Origin of the sequence: Plectonema cf. radiosum LEGE 06105, from assembly GCF_015207665.1 — a bacterium.
GTDB lineage: Bacteria > Cyanobacteriota > Cyanobacteriia > Cyanobacteriales > Nostocaceae > Rivularia > Rivularia radiosa_A.
Genome location: NZ_JADEWL010000157.1, coordinates 1 through 14697 on the forward strand (window position 1 = coordinate 1; position 14697 = coordinate 14697).

Below are 14697 nucleotides of genomic sequence, written 5' to 3' on the forward strand. Positions count from 1 at the left end.
CCCCATCACCCCATCACCCGTCCCCTTCAACCTTCCTTCAACTGGAACGAGACGATTTAACCCTTTGTTGCTGTAATTTTTCGATGCTGAAGGCTGCGGCTCCGAAGGTAACTAGTAGAACTCCGAGAACCTGGATTAATGGTAAAGTTTCTTGAATTATTATTCCGGCGAAAATTACGGTTAACGCAGGAACGGTAGAACCAATCAATCCTGCTCTTGTGGCACCAAGTTTACGAATACCAAAGTTATTTAGTAAGTAACCGCACAGGGTTAATACTCCTAAAATGAATGCGCTCAAAACCAGTTCTAAAAAGTTTACTGAGTTTATATTTAACCTCCAAGCGGTCGGTAAAGGCAGCATTAAGCCGATGAAACACAAAAATAACATTGTCACGAAGTTAATTAATGTGAAAGAAACTGGATGCAGCCTAGCGGCGCAAATGCGGGTTAATATCACGTAAAATGCAAAACTTATTCCAGCGATAATTCCTGTAGTGCTTCCTAAAGATAGATTACCCGTACCACTTGCGGCTCCTCCTAATACTAAAACCATTCCTAAAACAATCGTGCCGTAAGCGAAAGCGCGGAACTTGCTCGGACTCTCCCTAAATAAAAGCCATGATAATAGTCCGCTGACAATTGGATACACAAACAACAGCGCGATCGCCATTCCCGTAAAAACTTGGCTGATGGCTATGTAAAGCATTACCTGGGATAAAAATAAGAAGCATCCACTGATAACTGAGAGCATCAGCACTCTTTTAGCCGTAATATTTGCAGGGGTGGGATTTCCTCTGAGGGATTCTATTAAATTTTGTAAATCCTGCCAGACTCTTGGATGGAGGATTGGTGCCAAAACTAACATTAGGGGTACGACTACCAGCATTCTCAACATTAAAATTAAGAAGCAATTGCCTAAAGTTGGCGATATTAATTGTTTTAATGCAAATACACCGAATATTTGAGAATTCGGCTCGAAAATTACTTTAATTGCAACATTATAAATAGATGTGGCTACCGTAGAGAGGATAATCAACAATAATCCCTTGGGACGTTGCCAAAATGCTTGTATCTCTCCTGAAAGCGGTTGTTGTGTTGTGGTGGGTTGTCTGGGAACTTCTGAAGCAGTTTGAGGGTAGGTCTCTGGTAAGGAAACATTAGCTCCTCGAACAGTAGAAGTTGCGGTAGTGGTATCCGCAGGTGGGGGAGTTATTTCGTTTTGTTCTTCAAATAAACTTGATGAAAATGTCTGTTGCTCGGAGGCTTCTGTTTCCGAATCAAGAAAATCTGGGAAGGGATCAATTTCTTCAATTTCTTCAACTTCTTCAAGTTCTTCTAATGGTTCGTAAACTTGAAATTTTCTCTGGGATCTTCTTTTGGTAGTACTTTCCAATTCTTGACGAAGACGATTTACCAGTTCTACTAAAATCGCTTCCCCTTGCTCCTGTTGCAATGACATTCGAGACAATTGCTGAGAAAGACTACTTTGATAGTCCTCTAAATCTTGTTGCAGGGTGTTGAAAGCCGTATTAAAAGCATTACTTACAGATTCTTGATTCTGAGTTTGGGTGTAGGTTTCCGATTGAAGAGTTGTGTTTCCCGTCGAGCGATTAGCAAGTTTTTCAAGTGAAGCTTGCAACTGCACAGAAATGTGATTTCCCAAAACTTGCGCTAGCTGACGCATCAACACCTGTAATTCATCTATTTGCCTTCCACCTTGTAACTGCTCCCTTTGTTCTTGGAGACGTTTGATATCATCCGCTAAACGGATTTTTTCGCTCTGTAGACGCTGGACATCATCCCGCAATGATTTGAGCAAATTCCGCTGGATAATTTGTAGTTCCTCAGTGAGAGCCTGTAAAGCAGATTCTGCTGATCCGTATGGCTCATCTGCTCTACGTGGCTTTTCTGGTCCGTTATCAAATCGTCCCATTATGACCTATCCTCTGCCGCTTGTTTGACCACCTTTGTGGCTTGCTATTGACTTATTCGGCGCTAAAATTGTTACTAGTTTTCTGTATTTTCTCAGATAAACTCTCTTTATTTAAATCAATTGATAGCAAGTAGTATAAAAGGTCTTTTAAAAAATATCATTAACAAAGGAATTTACAAAACTTATTTTTATCATTGTAAAACAAGAAACAATTGGTTATCGGTTCTTAATTAATTGCAAATTAACGCTAAGACAGGCAACACATAGAAATATTGCTATTCTATGTTTTATACCCCCATAAAGATTGGAGAACTGTTAAAATACTTAGAAAAATCCCTTGACAAAAATCAAACATAAATATTCGATGCAGCTACCTTTTATCGTCTCAAGTATTTACCAACAATAATTTTACAATTTTTAAGGTTACTTAGATTTTATTTGATACTTAATTTCATCCTGTATTAAACGCACTGAAACTCATGATACATCTTACACTCAGAATATCAAAAATCCGCAAAAATTAGATATTACCCGATCAATACCAACCTTCAAGCACGCAGTTACTTACTGTGTTGTAACTATATGAATTTTTAAATAAATACTGGCAACGCAAATAGAGTGTTGATTTAGTGATGTTTGTCATCCCACAATAGGAATAAATTTAGAATGAGGTCAATCACAAGTTTTGCAACCACCTGAAGAACATTTTAGAAAACTAGAAGCCATATTCCAAAAGCACGCTGAAGCTTTAGAATCTGAAATTCGGGCTTTACAGCAAGCAGATGAAACCGCCCAGTGGAGTTCGGCATGGAAGAAGATTTATAATTGGCGCTTTGCTCACGCTTTCGCACGTCAAAAGGTTTTCCGTAACTGGGGTGCTGATGCTGCTGCGTGGGGACTATTACCGGAAATATTTTATCCTAATCGCGGGAATCAGCAAGGATGACGGGGAGAGTAATATCGAGATTTTTACCTATTCCTGTGGATACAAGTGATTTCCAAGCAAATATTATACTATTGAGATTACAAATAATTCAATCACAGATAATCACAACATTTATTTTTCTGCCCTCTTAAGGCTTAGTTATGAATAAAAAAACCACAAAAAGCCAAAAATCAAAAACACATTCTCAAAAAATCAACAAAGACAACGAACCTTCGGTTAACTCAAAGGATTTAGAAATTGACCATACTTTTAATGAAGATGGCGATCGCCCTGTTGCTAAGAACAATTTTGAAATCAAAGAAACCTTTAATGTAGAAACTCAGATACTTCAAATAGACAATGATCGCCCTGTAGATCCAAATAATTTAGAAATTGACCATACTTTTAACGAAGATGGCGATCGCCCTGTTGCTAAAAGTAATTTTGAAGTTGAAGAAACCTTTAATGTAGACGGTGAACGACCAATCGCGAAGAGCAATTTTACAGATAATAAAATGATAAATGTAGATGGGCAACGTCCAATCGATCCAAGCGATTTAGAGATTGACCATATGTTGAGTATAGACGGTCAACGTCCGGTTGGTAAAAGTAATTTGTAAATACACTGCACAAGTCCAATCTAATAATATTTAATGAAATTATCATCCAAATGGTCTAGATAATAAGACGTTGCAGTGCAACGTCTCTACATAATTTTATTGCCAAACAAGACGAACCAAGCTAAAAATCACTGCACTTAAAACAGCACTTACTGGAAGAGTAATTATCCAAGCAGCAGCAATTCCCTGCAAAGTTTTGAACTGCACAGATTTAATATCTTTAATTATGCCAATACCAACGACACCACCCACAAGTGCATGAGAAGTGGAAACAGGTAAACCCAGACGAGATGCGAGAATTACTGTTGTAGCCGTTGCAAGTTCCGCACAAAACCCACTACTTGGCTGCAAAGCAATAATACTTTCACCGATAGTCGCAATCACTTTTTTACCCCAAACCGCCAAACCAAACACAATACCAGTACCACCAATTACCAAAATCCATAGGGGAATATCTAAATCGTAAATGGGAACTTTTCCGGTGCGATTAACATAAGTTATAGCAGCCAAAGGAGCGATCGCATTTCCCACATCATTAGAACCGTGGGCAAACGCCACAAAACAAGCACTCAATAATTGAAATTTGCCGAATATACCCTCAATTGGATTTTGGATTTGGGATTGAGAATTGGTAGTTGGTAATTGGGAATCGGTAATTTTTCTCCCCATCTCCCCATCTCCCCATCCCCTCAACTCTCTCCAACTATAAACTGTCAATCCCACCGCTGCGGTTGTACCGATGAAAAGTGGAACGTCGTGAGAGGGTATTTTGAAACCAACTTGCTCAATCAAAAAAGTTGCTAGCGGTTGAGTTGCTTTTGGTAGCACAATGACTCCAAATACTCCTAACAACAGGACACTCAACCAAGGAATCCACTCATTTAACTGTCGCAATGGCTGCGGTTGCTCTAAAATCCAGCGTTTAATTTGACTGTAAAACAAAGCGGCAATACAACCGCTGATAACTGGTGTAATGATCCATCCTAGAGTAATCATGCCAATTGATGACCATTTAACAGCACCAAATCCAGCAGCAGTAACGCAAAAACCGGCGATCGCGCCAACAACTGCATGGGAAGATGAAACTGGTAAACCCCGCGATGTAGCAATTTGCAGCCATATAGCACTAGCTAACAATACTGAAAGCATTCCGGTAGCAAAAACTTGAGGAGCATCCGCAAATATTGCCGGGTTAGTGATTTCTGTGGCTAAAGTTTGAGATACTTCATGTCCGAATAAAACAGCACCGCTAAATTCTAAGATTCCAGCAATGATCAAAGCTTGCTTTAAAGTAACGGCTTTAGAACCTACCGAAGTACCCATTGCATTGGCAACGTCATTTGCTCCCAGGTTCCAAGCGAGATAAAAAGCTAATAAGATAACTATAAAAATGGGAATAGTCATTTAATTAAAAATTGGTAATGGGTAATGGGTAATGGGTAATTGGTTCAAGATGGTAACTCTTAACTCCTAGCTCCTAATTTTTAACTCCTAATTCCTAACTTTTACCCTATTTATAAAATTACGGATAAATAAGTATTTGTAAGTATCCTCAGATGGACTTACTACGAGGATTAAAGACGATATGAGCCGCGAGAGTTTGCAATAATCTATAAAATGAACTGTAAGTGCCCATCAAGTCAATTTCTGAAGGATACAAAATATCGCGATTGATGGGAATTTCTACTTCTGAGGTAAATTCGCCGAAAAATAAGTTTTACCCTCTTTATTGTGTAAATGCAGTCACAAAGCGCTCGATCAAGTATGGAATTAGACTTTTCAAACATCCTCTTATAAAAATTATTTAAACTTCTCTAAACTTCTTTAAAATTTACTCTCAATGTGTCAATAAATACTAGAAAAAGCACAGCAATACCAGTATATTACAAAATTGTAAGTCATTTACAAATTATTTTGAGGACTAGTATGAACCTAGTCAATAAGTATAAGAAGTTATTGAAATGGAATCGTAGAGTTTGGCTGAGGCTAAAACGCATAGTTTGGCTGAGATTTTTGGTAACTATTGTATTCAAATTTTTAATTATCTTGTTACTACTGGCTGGAGTCATATGGGTGATTAATGTATTGAACGGAGGTCTAGTAGGAGACACAGTAAGATCCCTAACTCAAAGACAGGAAATATGCGACACTGAAAAACGGGTTCAAAAAAACATCGAAAAACCGTCAGAAGAGAACAATAACAGTGGAAAACATTTATTTGATGATGTCGAATCTTTAAGTATTCTTGCTGGTTTAATCCTTTTTCTTTTGAACTCTCCCGAACAGCAAAAGCGTTCACAATATGAAGCATGGCAAGTAATAAATTCAGCAGAAGGTCAGAAAGGAAGTGGGGGACGTATTCAAGCGCTCTACGATTTAAATCAAGATAGTATCAGCTTAGCAGGTGTAATAGTTGCTGGCGCAGACCTGACAAAAATTAACCTCCAAGGAGCCGATTTAGCTAGAGCTAATTTAGCAAATACCAAACTTAATCAGTCTAATTTGTGCGATGCAAATCTGAGTAATACAGACCTAAGTAGTTCTATTCTCTGGGATGCAAATCTGAGTAATGCAAATCTGTGTGATGCAAATCTAAGTAATGCAGACTTTGGTGGTGCAGAATTAATCGATGCTCAGTTAGTAAACGCCAATCTTAGACAAGCAATCCTTAGAAATACTAACCTCAGTGGTACTGACTTTAGCGATGCAGACCTTACTAGAGCAAATCTGAGAGAAGCAAACTTTAGTGGTGCAAATCTTACTGGTGCGAATCTTTCTGAAGCATTAATTAATAATACAAATTTCAGTGGTGCAAATCTTAGTGGTATAGACTTCAAAGGTTTTAAGTTGAATGGTATTAATCTGAGTGGGGCGCAGTTATTTGGTACAGATTTTAGAGGTTGCAATCTGAGTGGTGCAAACCTTAGTAATGCCAAAAAACTCAGTGGTTTAAATCTAGCTCAAGCCGATTTGAGCGGCGCAAATTTGTGTGGTGTAGACTTTAAAGATGCACAACTGAATGATTTTATCTTCAACGATGTTAACTTAAGTAATGCGGAACTATTAAATGCTCAATTAGAAAATATTCAGTTAGTATATGCAAATTTAAGTGGAGCCGACCTCAGCAGTGCAAATCTTAAAAGTGCCAATCTGAAAAGTGCCAATTTATCTAATGCAAATCTTTGTGGTGCAAATCTATGTGCTGCAAATCTATGTGCTACAGACCTAAGAAATGCAAATCTGTGTGATGCAAATCTATGTGATGCAAATCTTTGTGATACAGACCTAAGAGATGTAAATCTCAGTAATGTAGACCTCAGTGGAGCTAATCTTCAACATTGTCTATACAACAATAAAACTAAGCTACCTGAAAATTTTGATCCGATTCATCAGGGGATGTATTTAATTGCAGCTAATTCTAATCTTAGTAATGCACAATTGAGTGGTGCCGATTTAAGCGGTGTAAATTTATCTGGTGCTGACCTCAATGGTGCAAATTTATATGGTGCAAATCTGAATAGTACTAAATTGATTGGAGCCAAAAATCTTACTGTTGAGCAAATTCAGAAAGCGTTGAATTGGGAATTTGCAAAATATGATAGACGTTTTCTTAATTTGCTTAAGCAAGCAATGAATCAATGATGCAAAGAAATAAACATTTTGTATTTATTAACAGTATTGATAAATCAAATAAATTAACCATTTTTTAGAAATCTTCTAGTTCAAATATACAAGTATTTTTATCATGAATAATACAAATAATGATTCTGCTCAAGAAATTAATAATCAATTAAATCAAGCTTTAGTTGTAGGAATTAATAATTACGAATATAGAAAATTAAAAAATCTTCACATACCTAATGTTAATGCAAAGAATATAGATATTAGAATCAGAAAACAATTTCAAGTAGAGCGGATACAAAAAGCTAGTCGGAAACAACTCAAAGAAGAAATTGTCAAACTTTTTAAACCAGAAGGACAGCATCCAGAAATAGCATTACTATATTTTTCCGGATATGTACTTACCAGAAACCAAGGAATTTCAGAAATATATTTAGCAACTAGTGATTCTAATCCCTCTCAAGAGTATGAATTAGGAGTATCTCTACGATGGTTAAAAAAAATATTACAAGAAAGTCCTGTAGAGCAGCAAATTATTATTTTAGATTGCTGTCATCAACAATATACAAGATTAGATTTAAATAAATTACTTCCTGGAAATGAAAGTGGTAAAGATAGATTTTGTATTGCTTTATTTCATAAATCGGATAATTCTTTTCAAGATAGGAATAAAAGGTGTAGCGAACTTACTGGTGCAATACTAAATGAATTAAAATCTAAGCAAGGAGAAACTATCGACCATAAAATACTCATTCAAAGATTGAAAGGTTACGAAAAATCTTTGAAAAGATGTGGAGATTTTAAGCGGATATCTTTTGGAAAACCAATTTATCTTTTATTTGGTGACAACAAATCTGATCATAACGATGTTCAAGACGACTATATCATTCCACAAGATAGTAATAATCCTTATAAAGGTTTAGCTTATTTTGACAGTGAAGATGCTAAGTTTTTTTACGGTCGCGATCAACTTACTGATGAATTATTAGAAAAAGTCCGCGAACACTACTTTGTAGCAATAATGGGGGCTTCCGGAAGCGGAAAATCCAGCCTGATTAGAGCGGGTTTAATTTATCAAATCAAACAAGGGGAACAGATATCTGGTAGTGAAAACTGGAAAACTTATATTTTTCAACCAGGTAAAAATCCTCTACAAAGTTTAGCGGAGGAATTAGGTATAGAAGTAGCTGAATTGAGAAGTAAAGGTTCTCAATATTTAAAAAAGTTTATTGAGCAGATTGATACTTCACGAGTAGTTTTAGTAGTAGATCAGTTTGAGGAAGTTTTTTCTTTGTATAAAGATACTGAAGAAAATTATCAAGAAAGAGAAAAGTTTTTTGAATGTCTATTAGGTGCTTTAGGAAAAGTTAACAATAATAAACTTTGTGTAGTATTAGGAATAAGAGCAGATTTTTTTGGTAAATGTGCTGAACAAGAGTATCACGGGCTTGCAAGAAAAATTCAACAACATCTGATAGCTGTAACACCGATGAATACTGATGAATTGAAACAAGCTATTGAAAAACCAGCTAGACAATTAGGTTATAAAGTTGAAGAAAGACTTGTTAAGAAATTAGTTGAAGACGTGCAAAATGAACCAGGAAGTTTACCTTTATTACAATATGCTTTACAAGAACTTTGGAAACAGCCTACTAATAAATTTTTAACAGTTAATGCATACAATAAACTCGGAGATTGCAAGGGAATCAAAGGAATTTTAGAAAAACACGCTAATCAAGTTTATGAATCTTTAGACCAACACGGAAAAGAAATTGCAAAAATTATTTTTATTCGCTTAACACGACCAGGAGATGGAACAGGAGAGACTCGCAGCAAAGTTTCTAAGGAGAAATTATTAAAAGCAAAATCATATTTTCCAGAGCAAATTAATCAAGTTATTGAGACTCTTGCTATAAACAATTTAATCATTATAAGTCAAGAGATTCTGGATGATAATACAAAGGATAAAGTAGAAGTAGTTAATTTAAGTCATGAAGCTTTAATTCGTCACTGGTCAAAATTACGCGGATGGCTTTATATAAATCGTAATAATAGTAAGTTAAAAGAAGATATTGAAGAAGCAGCTAAAAAATGGAAAAGTAGAAGAACAGATATTGAAGATGCTAAAGATTATCTATATAGGGGAAAAGAATTAGAAGAAGCGGAAACGTTTATTGACAGATTTGGATACATTTTACCTTTAACAAATGACGCTCTTAAGTTTATTGAAGAAAGTCAAAAATATCGAGAAGAACAAAAGTGTGAAGAGGAAAAAATACAAATACGCGAACAAGAAAACCAAAAACTACGTCGAATTATTTTATTGACTGTTATTGTCGCATCCACATTTATTTTCTCTTTATTAGGCTTTGTATTATTTTTGGAAGTACAAAAAAAATGTCGGTTTTGGTAGTGATATTATGTCCTGTTAAACAGTTTTAATCAGGGAAACGGAGAAAAGGAAGCGCAACAACCCACCTGCGTGGGTTTGGTTTGTGTAGCAGTGGTTTCAACCGCCGGTATTCTCAAACATAATACATGAACGAAATATCCGAACAACACAACCCACGCAGGTGGGTTTGGTTTGTGTAGCAGCGGTTTCAACCGCCGGTATTATTGCTTTATTAAATAATGTACAAGCACCAGCAGCAATCGTTCCGTTGTTCAATTTACTACCAAATCATCCAGATTGGTTAATCAAGCAACTGTATTATTTAGACAATTTAGATAATTATCCTGCTAGTGGTAATTGTCAAAATACATTTTATAATCAGTACTCATACGGTGAGAAACATACAGTACAGCTACGCAATAGTCACTGTTATCAAGGTATTTTTCAGCGTATACATCAGCAAGATTACAGGTTTGAAATTACCGTTCCAATTATACTCAAAGGATATATTTACCAGCTTGTAACTTTAAATCCAAATATAGATTTAGCCCTACAATCCTTGTCAAATAAAGAAAATATAGCTATAAGAGGTCAGATATATCATGCTGGTAACTGGTTATTAGTAGAACATATTACTCATAAAACCCTTTGACAAAAATATGAGTAAAAAAAAATACTATTTGGTAAATTATCCGGATGCAGTATTTCACACTAAGTACTAGTGAAGTGGATAGTTCAAAAATAGACATCTACTATGCGTACAGCCATTTCACTTTTAGTTACAAGTTTCGTATTCGGCTCCTTAGCTGTAACCTTCCAAGGAATTGGAGATACTTTAGTAAACGAAATGTTTTCTACCTCCGGAGAACAAGAATTACTATTAAGTAGATCCAATTCAAACAATCCTAAAGCACCTCATAGAGGTAGTGGACGTAGAGAGTTTGTAGAATATTCCATTCGTGCTTAATTCTGCTTTATCTCCACTAAGAATGCAACGCATAGAACCAGTTAGTCGTGTTATCTCAAGTACATTCAAGTCTCGCTTTTAGGGTGTTAAAAACCACCATTTACCTTATATTTTTTGCAACACGACGTTGTTAGATAATTGTTCGTTATTGTTTTATTTCCGTCTGTCTGTATAAATAGCCAGTCAAACCTCAAGTATCAAATACCTATATCGACTGTCTATAGCATCATCCGCTTCTTAAAGAAAAATTTTCCTCCCGCACTTCTACCACTGATTGTTTTATCCTCGATTTGTCTTCACATTTTTTAGAGTATGATTTCTGCGATCGCTTTGCAGAATATCTAATCTAAATATGCTTATGGAGGATAAACCAATGGGAATTTATGTTGCTTAGATTTCCTGCAACTGTTTTCTGATTAATTGAGCAGATAATATCTGCTGTCGGGAGGTTAGATTTTTTCAGTTTCTCTATATAACTCAAATAAGTAGAAGCAGCAAGTAACTTCATTTACGCTCAGAAGCGAAAATTCAAGATTACTCAGTTATTTTGCTCGGTTGTAAATTTGCTTTAATCGGTTCATCTGTATATTATGTATTGTGTTCTTACATTTAAAGCTAGAGGCAAAATTAGTCTCTAGTTTTTGCTTTTATTTGATAAAAAAAGACTTTTTAAAAACACCTAACACCTAGAAGTCGGGTTTCTAAAAGAAACCCGACTTCTCTGTGTCAGCTTAAGATATCTATGCTAACGGTGCTGACGGTTTACGAGCAATTAAATATTTGCTCATGTGATGAACCTGCATTTCAACCTTTTCAAAACCGGCTTTTTCCAAACGTTCCACTAAATTATCAGTGATGTAATTTCTATAATAAGGTTCGTGGAAAGTTTCATAGAAATTGTGCATCGCAGGTTCCACTTCTGGTGAATCACTCAACTGAACTGAGTCGCAAATAATAAAAGTTCCACCCGGTTTTGTGACTCGGAAAGATTCATCAATTATTCGCTGACGTATCACTGCTGGTAATTCATGGAACAGAAATACACAAGTTACACCATGGAAGTAGTTCTCTAAATAAGGTAACTCCTCAGCATTAGCTTGTAACAGTTGCGGTAATTCTCCGGGAATTTCTGATAGTAGTTGATTCGCTTTCCGCAAATAGGTTGGTGACAAGTCCGTACCAAACAGCGATGCTTGAGGTAAAGCTGCTCGTATCATCTTCAATGTGCGCCCGGTACCACAAGCTACATCTAAAATACGTTGTTGACGTGGTGGTACATCAGCGAATACTTTTAACCCATCTTTTAATGGAGCCAAAATTCTGCGTCGCATTGCATCAGCAGCACCATTAAACAGAATTTCTACCTGTAAATCGTACAGATTCGCAGATAATTCGCTCAAATAACCATCAGTTTGATGATGGAAATTCCGCACATAATATTGGGGATAATCAGTCGTATCTATATTTGCAGAAAATTCTTTATATTTGTCCGACTTAGCTCGCTCCCAAATTTGAGGTAAATCCATCCATAGTTGTGGGTAATAAACAAAAAAGTCTTCCCAAGGATTATCAAAAAGTAGACTGTTGGGATATACACCTTTTTGTGCATCTTCCCAGTCAACTTCTAATAAATTATTTAGACGCTCCTGGAATTTCAGCAATAACTCCGTTGGAATCGGTGTTACTTTCTTATCTACTGGAGATAAAGCTTTCATCAGCCCCGTACTTATGGTTTTGTGAGCTAAACCAAAAATACTTTTACCTTGTTGAAAGGTTTGATAAGTCAGTTTTGTTAAAGTGTCTGGCATAGGAATTCTGAATTTTGTCACCTATTCTCATTTTATGGAAATATTTCTTAATAAACAAACATCAAAGGTTGAAAAAAAAACCGTGAATTACGTAAATATCTAGCTAAAGGAGGATGCGAAAACAATGTCAAATTGAAACTTATTATTAAGGGAGCAGGGAGTACTACTAGTGGTCTTTTTCATTTATTCTGACGGGTTCATTTATCCCCCAAACTATGTAGAGACGCGAAATTTCGCGTCTCTACAACCCCGCATAACTAATGAAATAGACTACTAGTAGTCCACCACATTAATTTTGAGGAGTTAAAATACCTCTTCGTAGGTTGGGTTAAGCGTTGGCGAAGCCTGTCCGACAGGACATAGCGCAACCCAACGCGGGTGCCGAGGCTCCATTACATTTTGCTTCGCAACGCTTGCGCGAACAGCCCAACCTACAATATTACATTGATTACCCCTCATAACTTATGTGGTGGACTACTAGTACTCCGCCACATAAGTTATGAGGGTAGAGGTAGTGCGAGTGTCCCGCTCGCTGGTTGTAACGAGGGAGTGAGACGCTCCCTACCCTCACCCGTCATAATTAATGTGGTCAAGTACTACTAATTATTGCGGCTAATTAACAACTGAGGTGATTGATCAAAACAACCAGAATCAGTGGGGGGGAAGAGTTTACATCTCCCGAACAACGGGTTTATGATCTTTAACTTCGCCAATTAAAACTTTATCTACACAATTGACGAAAATACCGTTTTCTAAAACACCAGGAATATTATTCAGTGTTTTTTCGAGGTTTTCTGGGTCGCTAATGTTATCAAATCTAACATCAACCACCATGTTACCTTGGTCGGTAATTACGGGGCCTGCTTTTTTTACACCCATACGTATTTCTGGTTTACCACCGAGTTTAGTAATAGCCTGCATTGCGGGGGTAATTGCCATTGGGATAATTTCCACAGGAACAGCAAAAGTTTCACCTAAGCGCTTAACTAATTTACCGCTATCTACAACTACGATAAACTGATTGGCGAGATAATCTACAACTTTTTCGCGGGTATGTGCAGCACCACCACCTTTGATTAGGTTTTTATTCGGATCTACTTCATCCGCACCATCGATGGCGATATCAATATGGTCGATCGCGTCTAAAGTGGTTAAAGGTACGCCATATTGCTTAGCTAAAACTTCCGATTGAAAAGATGTAGGGATACCCACAATGTCTGTTAGCTCACCAGATTTAAGGCGATCGCCAAGAAATTGAATCGTAAAAGCAGTAGTTGAACCAGTTCCCAATCCGACGATAGAACCCGATTTAACTAAATTTGCAGCGGCTTTACCTACTTCTTGCTTCATCAACTGTACAGGATCTGCTGTTGCGGTCATTCCCGAAACTCCTCTTCATAAAACGCCTTCCTTACTACATAGTACCCGCATTTATCACAAACCTCTGGAAGTAGTGGTGAGTAGAGTGAGTGGTGAGTAGTGAGTGGTGAGTAGAGTGAGAAATCCAGGAGTATCGGTTGGGCGGCAAAATTTGATAACTTCCATCAGCAATCCTGATATTCTAGGTTGAAGAATACTCAGAGAAACTACGAAAATAACGAAACCACAGAGCTACCTTTGTTGTCAGTTAAAACTGGTAGCATTTTAACAACAATTGGAATCATGGGTAAATTTATCAGTACGCTTTCATTAGTATTTTTAATACAAGGGTTTCCCACAAATGCTTATGCTCAACAAGAGCAAAATACAGAACAAAAACCCAATTTGGTCAATCTTGAAGAACAACCGCAAAACACACCACAATCATCTAATGCTATCAAACAAGTGGTAGCAGCAAACTTAATGACTAACTACTCGGATGGCAATTTTTACCCGGAAAGATTAGTTAGTCGCGCTGAATTAGCCACGATTATGGTAAAAACTTTTAGGCTTGATAGAAGAAACATTCCACCAGAAGATGTAACAGTAGCGGATGTTCCATCTTCTCATTGGGCATACAAAGATATTCAAACAGTTTTGAAAACTGGGATAATGAGAGGCTATCGAGGAAATTTATTTTTCCCTAATCAAAGAGTTACAAGAGCCGAAGGTTTAGCGATATTTGCTCAAGCTTACGGTGTATTTCAGTTTTCTGATGATACAGTCACTGATATACTTTCGAACTATTCAGATGTAGAATCAATTCCCAATTGGGCAAGAAGAGCAATTGCCACCGTTGTTGCTGAAGGATTTATCAACGATACTCAAGGTAAACTTAATCCCCTCAAACCCATGACTCGTGGAGATATAGCTTCAGTTTTGAGTGAATATCTGGAAAGACAGCAGCAACAACCCAATACACCAGTAGTTCCCGGAGGTTCCGTAAATCCGCAACCGGGATTTTAAAAGGTTAAAGGTTAAAGGGTAAAGGTTAGAGGTTAGAGGTTATAAT

11 protein-coding genes are annotated in these 14697 nt (G+C 36.8%); 7 read left to right on the forward strand and 4 right to left on the reverse strand.

The features are described 5' to 3' along the window. Window positions 1–37: 37 nt before the first annotated feature. Window positions 38–1933: an EamA family transporter gene (locus IQ247_RS27430; RefSeq protein WP_193924812.1), complete on the reverse strand. Its 1896-nt coding sequence runs from the start codon at window positions 1931–1933 to the stop codon at window positions 38–40. A gap of 685 nt (window positions 1934–2618) precedes the next feature. On the opposite strand from IQ247_RS27430, the gene IQ247_RS27435 reads away from it, so the two are divergent. Together IQ247_RS27435 and IQ247_RS27440 are read left to right on the forward strand one after the other, a co-directional pair. Further along, window positions 2619–2879: a hypothetical protein gene (locus tag IQ247_RS27435; protein WP_193924813.1), complete on the forward strand. Its 261-nt coding sequence runs from the start codon at window positions 2619–2621 to the stop codon at window positions 2877–2879. 140 nt (window positions 2880–3019) lie between these two features. After that, entirely contained in the window at window positions 3020–3478 is a 459-nt protein-coding gene (locus IQ247_RS27440) for a hypothetical protein (protein WP_193924815.1), read from the forward strand. 96 nt (window positions 3479–3574) lie between these two features. On the opposite strand, the gene IQ247_RS27445 is transcribed toward IQ247_RS27440, so the two are convergent. Then, a complete protein-coding gene (locus IQ247_RS27445; protein ID WP_193924817.1) occupies window positions 3575–4882 on the reverse strand; it encodes an inorganic phosphate transporter in 1308 nt (435 codons plus the stop codon). Window positions 4883–5563: 681 nt separating this feature from the next. Here IQ247_RS27445 and IQ247_RS27450 point away from each other — a divergent pair. From IQ247_RS27450 to patX, 4 genes are all read left to right on the forward strand, one after another. Then, a complete protein-coding gene (locus IQ247_RS27450; protein WP_322745587.1) occupies window positions 5564–7120 on the forward strand; it encodes a pentapeptide repeat-containing protein in 1557 nt (518 codons plus the stop codon). Between the two features lie 103 nt (window positions 7121–7223). Next, entirely contained in the window at window positions 7224–9512 is a 2289-nt protein-coding gene (locus IQ247_RS27455; protein ID WP_193924821.1) for an nSTAND1 domain-containing NTPase, read from the forward strand. 160 nt (window positions 9513–9672) lie between these two features. Then, window positions 9673–10143 carry a hypothetical protein gene (locus IQ247_RS27460; RefSeq protein ID WP_193924822.1) on the forward strand — a complete coding sequence of 157 codons (471 nt, stop codon included), beginning with the start codon at window positions 9673–9675 and terminating at the stop codon, window positions 10141–10143. Window positions 10144–10245: 102 nt separating this feature from the next. Then, entirely contained in the window at window positions 10246–10458 is a 213-nt protein-coding gene (gene patX, locus IQ247_RS27465; RefSeq protein ID WP_193924823.1) for a heterocyst-inhibiting protein PatX, read from the forward strand. Between the two features lie 740 nt (window positions 10459–11198). On the opposite strand, the gene IQ247_RS27470 is transcribed toward patX, so the two are convergent. Further along, entirely contained in the window at window positions 11199–12266 is a 1068-nt protein-coding gene (locus IQ247_RS27470; protein WP_193924825.1) for a class I SAM-dependent methyltransferase, read from the reverse strand. A 669-nt stretch (window positions 12267–12935) separates the two neighbouring features. Then, window positions 12936–13646 carry a ribose-5-phosphate isomerase RpiA gene (gene rpiA, locus IQ247_RS27475; RefSeq protein WP_193924827.1) on the reverse strand — a complete coding sequence of 237 codons (711 nt, stop codon included), beginning with the start codon at window positions 13644–13646 and terminating at the stop codon, window positions 12936–12938. A 186-nt stretch (window positions 13647–13832) separates the two neighbouring features. On the opposite strand from rpiA, the gene IQ247_RS27480 reads away from it, so the two are divergent. Next, window positions 13833–14651 (forward strand): S-layer homology domain-containing protein, encoded by an 819-nt coding sequence (locus IQ247_RS27480; RefSeq protein WP_228060090.1) that lies wholly within the window; start codon window positions 13833–13835, stop codon window positions 14649–14651. Window positions 14652–14697 lie beyond the last annotated feature (46 nt).